This window comes from bacterium (assembly GCA_040755795.1).
Lineage (GTDB): Bacteria > UBA9089 > CG2-30-40-21 > CG2-30-40-21 > SBAY01 > JBFLXS01.
In genome coordinates, this window is the sequence record JBFLXS010000257.1 from 1 (window position 1) to 5,739 (window position 5,739).

Genomic DNA, 5,739 nt, shown 5'->3' on the forward strand with positions numbered 1-5,739 from the left:
AACTTAACAAAGCAATAGGTTGTTCACCACCTTATTTTCCTTCCTTTGCGTCCTTTGCGAAATCTTCCTTTGCGCTCTTTGCGGTTAAATCTTTATACCTTTAAAAAACTTGAACATCAAGTATTAACGAAAATTTCTGACCTGTATGGTTAGCAGTTCGAGAATTATCCGCAAGCGTTAGTTGATGTAAGAAAAGGAGATAGAGAGATAGGGGGATAGGGAGATTACGGTATGATACATTAAATTACTGCCTCAGCAAGTAAATTTTCTTGATATTCTTCCATCTCCATATCCTTCTTTATCTCCTTATCCCCCTTCTTTACACCGAAACGGTTGCATTGCTTGTAATTTCTAACCGTACAGGTCGCAAAATTTTACTCAGAGTGGATAAGTAAAAAATCCCAAATCCCAAGCACCAAATCTCAAATAAGCACCAAATTTCACATACCAAAAAGCGAATTAGAGATTAGTGAATTAGAGATTAGATTTTACTAATTCGCTAATTCGCTTAATTCACTAATTCACTAAATGGAATTTGGAATTTGTGATTTGGAATTTCATTGTCTATCTATTTCTACCGATATTATGTTCCTAACGGAACGATTATTCTCATGCCTTATTTATATGGGTATTATCCTCTGTAAACTTCCAGTTAATAACCGCTCTACTATCACTTTAGTGCTTTCACTAAAAATTGACCAGTATAGGAATTTTTATTCTTAACTATTTCCTCAGGTGTACCGGTAGCGACTATCTCTCCTCCGGCATCTCCACCTTCAGGACCTAAATCAATGATATAGTCCGCTGATTTAATTACATCTAAGTTATGTTCAATCACCACAATCGTATTTCCTGCTTCCCGAAGTCGCATCAGAACATCTAATAATTTGTGAATATCGGCAAAATGTAAACCAGTTGTTGGTTCGTCTAAAAGATAAAGTGTTCTCCCGGTTGCCCGTTTACTTAATTCTGCAGATAATTTTATTCGCTGTGCCTCTCCACCAGAAAGGGTCGTAGATGATTGCCCGAGTTTGATATAACCCAATCCTACATCGGAGAGGGTCTCTAACTTTCGTTTAATTACGGGAATATTGGCAAAAAAGTTTAATGCTTCATCTACAGTCATATCAAGGACATCCGCAATATTTTTGCCTTTATATTTTATCTCAAGGGTTTCGCGATTATATCTTTTCCCTTTACATACCTCACACGGGATATAGACATCTGGTAAAAAGTGCATCTCAATTTTAATAATTCCATCTCCCTGACAGGCTTCACATCGTCCACCTCTGACATTAAAACTGAATCGACCAGGTTTATAACCCCGTATCTTAGATTCCTGGAATAAAGAGAAGAAGGCTCGAATATGTGTAAAAGTGCCAGTGTAGGTAACTGGATTAGACCGTGGGGTGCGGCCAATTGGGGACTGGTCTATATTAATTACCTTATCTAAATATTTTAATCCAACAATCTCTTTGTGTCTGCCTGGTTTAATATGGCTTCGAGAAAAATATTGCATCAGGGCGGGATATAAAATTTCGCTAATAAGTGTGCTTTTACCAGAACCTGAAACCCCGGTGATACAGGTAAAAAGCCCGATTGGGATTTTGACATTGATATTTTTAAGATTATGTTCTGAGGCTTCTTTGACTTCAATAAATTTTGCTTTCGATTTAACTCGATGTTTGGGAATAGGAATCTTTAATTCACCTTTTAAATATTTACCGGTTAAAGAGGCTTTATCATTAATAATTTGTTGGGGAGTGCCTTGAGCAATAATAAATCCTCCATTTTCTCCTGCCCCGGGACCTAAATCAATGACATAATCAGCGGTTCTAATCGTTGCCTCATCATGCTCAACCACAATCAATGTATTTCCTAAATCCCGCAGACAACATAAGGTATTTAAAAGTCTCTTATTATCCCGTTGATGTAATCCAATACTTGGTTCATCTAAGATATAAAGCACGCCCATCAAGCCAGAACCAATCTGAGTGGCTAATTGAATTCGCTGAGCCTCTCCGCCAGCTAAAGTTCCAGCAGAACGGTCTATGGTTAGATAGTCTAATCCGACATTGATTAAAAACTCCAGTCTTCTTTTTATCTCCTTAAAGATTTGGTGGGCAATAAGTGTTTCTTTTTTATTTAACTTTAGATTTTGGAAAAACTCATAAGCCTTTTTAATAGATAATTTAGTCACATCGCCAATTGACATATTTTGAATAGTTACGGCTAAACTTTCCTTTTTTAATCTGGTGCCTTCACAGACCGGGCAGGGTTGCTTGGTCATAAATTCTGAGATTTCTTCACGGGATAATTCGGAATCGGTTTCTTTAAATCGTCGTTCTAAATTTGGGATGATTCCTTCATATCCTCCCCAATACCGGAAAGTGCCAAATCGAGTGCGATAATATTCTCCTTGTGTGCCATAGAGCAAGATATGTTGATGTTCTTTTTTCAGTTCTTTAAATGGGACATCCAATCTAAACCCATATTGTCTTGCAATTCGTTCTAATGTTTGTTGTAGTCTTTCCCATGGGATTCCCCAGGGTCTAATCGCTCCGTCATAAACACTTAACTCTTTATTTGGGACAACTAAGTCAGGGTCTACTTCTAACTTAACCCCTAATCCTTTACAAGTAGGACAGGCACCATAAGGGCTATTAAAGGAAAACATTCGGGGTGAAAGTTCCTCATAGCTGATACCACAATCTATACAGGCTAATTCGGATGAAAAGATTAAATCCTCTTTTTCATCGATATTAATAAAAACTATCCCTTTTGATAATTTAAATGCCGTTTCGATTGAATCGGCTAATCTACTTCGTTCGGTTTTAAGGATAAGTCTATCCACAACGACTTCAATATTATGTTTTTTATTTTTATCGAGTTTAATCTCTTCTTCAAGGTCATAAATCTTTTTATCAACCCGGACTCGGATAAAACCTTCTTTTCGGATATTTGTAAATATTTCCTGGTATTCTCCTTTTCTGCCTCGAACTAATGGGGTAAGTATCTGGATTTTTGTTTTATCCTTAAGTTTCAATATCTGGTCAACGATTTCATCTACGGTTTGCTGAGTTAAAGGTTTTTTGCATTTATAGCAGTGGGGTTTACCAATTCTGGCAAATAAAAGGCGGAGGTAGTCATATATTTCCGTGACAGTGCCTACGGTAGAGCGGGGGTTTTTACTTGCGGTTCGTTGTTCGATGGCAATAGCCGGGGATAGTCCTTCGATGTAGTCAACATCGGGTTTTTCCATCTGCCCTAAAAACTGACGGGCATAGGCAGACAATGACTCCACATATCGTCTTTGTCCTTCGGCGTAGATTGTGTCAAAAGCTAATGAGGATTTACCGGAGCCTGACAAACCAGTAATCACGACCAATTTATTTCGCGGTATCTGGACATCAATATTTTTTAAGTTATGTTCTCTGGCACCTTTAATAAAGATTGTATCTTTTGGAAGCACTTTTTCACCTTACAAAAATTGCGACCGTTCAGGTAGTCCTTTACCGCAGAGACGCAGAGGAACAGAGAAGACATAGAAATAAATTATATGTAACTATTCAGCCACAGATGGACACGGATGAAACACTGAAAATTCGTGAATCGTGTCCGTTTTCCGTGTCCGTAATTAGGCTGAAGGTTTTTCCACCTATTGTCCTCTGCCTTCTGCCCTCTGTCCTCTGCCTTTTGTCCTCTACTATTTATCCGTGCTAATCAGTGGCTGAATAGTTACCCTTAAGATAAGTACTGATGAATAGATAAAGCGGCTTTTTTACCCGCACCCATAGCGGAGATGACCGTTGCCGCACCGGTAACAATGTCTCCGCCGGCATATACACCTTCTAAAGATGTTTTTAAATCTTCGTTCACCACGATATTCCCTCTTTTATTTAACTCTAACCCTGGCGTAGCATGTAAAAGTAGTGGATTAGGTCCCTGACCTAAAGCCGGAATGACCGTATCCATTTCTAATATGAATTCAGAACCAGGAATAGGAATAGGTTTTCTACGGCCACTTTCATCTGGTTGACCTAATTCCATTTTAAGACATTCTATTGCTGTAACCCAACCACGCTCATTGCCCAGTATTTTTGTTGGATTGGTGAGTAGTTTAAAGATAATTTCTTCTTCTTCTGCGTGGTGGATTTCTTCGGCTCGGGCAGGCATTTCTTCAAAACTTCTTCGATAGATGATATATACATCTTCTGCCCCAAGTCTTTTTGCACATCTTGCCGAATCCATTGCTACATTTCCCGCCCCGACCACCGCGACTTTTTTACCAACTTTTATGGGCGTATCATATTCAGGGAATTTATACGCCTTCATCAAATTGGTTCTGGTTAAAAATTCATTTGCCGAATACACACCATTCAAATTCTCGCCCGGGATACCTAAAAAATAAGGTAAGCCTGCTCCGGTGCCAATAAAAAAAGCCTTAAATCCATTATTTTTTAATTCATTAATCGTCGTAGTTGAGCCCACGACTACATTTACCTCAATTTGGACACCAAGTTTTTTAATATAATCTACTTCTTTATCCACGATTGTCTTTGGTAGTCTAAACTCCGGGATACCATAGCGAAGAACACCACCAGTATCATGAAGGCTTTCAAATATGGTTACTTCATAGCCTAATTTTGCTAAATCACCCGCACAGGTAAGTCCTGCTGGTCCCGCCCCAATGACTGCAACCTTTTTACCATTTGGAGTAATCTTCGGAATAGTAATTTCCTGTTCACAATCAGCCGCAAATCTCTCCAGTCTGCCAATTGCCACAGGTTCTCCTTTTTTCCCCAGAACGCACAGAATTTCGCATTGAGTTTCTTGAGGACATACCCGTCCACAGATTGCGGGCAGATTATTTTTCTCTTTAATCTTATTAATAGCCGACTTAAAATCACCATTGGCTATAAAATCAACAAAAGCCGGAATATCTATCCCTACCGGGCATCCTTCGATGCATTTTGGCTTTGGACATTTCAAACATCTGTTTGCCTCTTCAATAGCCGCAGTCGGTGGATAACCCAAAGCGACTTCATTAAAATTTTTTATTCGTTCTTTTGGGTCTTGCGTTGGCATTGGTTGTCTTATTTTTGACATCTAATAATCTCCTTTTTCCCCTGAAAATAAGGAAGTAGAGAGTAGAAAGTAGAGAGTAGAAAGTAAAGAAAACATCACTCCTCATGCTTATCTCCCCATCTCCCACCTTCTATCTCCTATCTACTATTTTCATCCTCATTCCCCTGAAAATAGGAAGTAGAGAGTAGAGGGTAGAGAGTAGAAAGTAAAGAAAACATCACTCCTCACGCCTATCTCCTTACCTCCCACCTTCTATCTCCTACCACTATTTTCATCCTCCTTTATGCCCTGGAGGGACATGAGCGTTCTCCTGAAAATGTCCGCAGATTTCGCACATTACACAGATTTTTATTTTTTTATCTCCCCCGCTGGCGGGGGATTAAGGGGGTGGAAATTTCTTCTACCACCGTTTTCCTAAAAATGTATGTAAGTTGTTGTAATTGCTTGTGCTACATTTTTATCCTCATTTGTGAGTCGTAGACTCATGGCCGTTTCCCCTGAAAATAGCCGTAAGAATAGAACACGGATGACACGGATTAAACGGATGAGCACGGATTTTTTATTTTTTAGTAATCGGATTGAGCGGATTAATCGGATTTCTTTTCTGTTTTTTTATCTGCTCAATCCGCTAAATCCGCTTACTACTTATTT

2 protein-coding genes are annotated in these 5,739 nt (G+C 38.9%); both read right to left on the reverse strand.

Annotation, left to right across the window (positions count from 1 at the left end; genetic code table 11):
* Positions 1-670: 670 nt before the first annotated feature.
* Complete coding sequence (uvrA, locus tag AB1414_14150; GenBank protein ID MEW6608564.1) at positions 671-3,472, reverse strand: excinuclease ABC subunit UvrA; 2,802 nt, start codon at positions 3,470-3,472, stop codon at positions 671-673.
* Positions 3,473-3,744: 272 nt separating this feature from the next.
* On the reverse strand, positions 3,745-5,109 hold the full coding sequence (gene gltA, locus AB1414_14155; protein ID MEW6608565.1) for an NADPH-dependent glutamate synthase: 1,365 nt from the start codon (positions 5,107-5,109) through the stop codon (positions 3,745-3,747).
* Positions 5,110-5,739 lie beyond the last annotated feature (630 nt).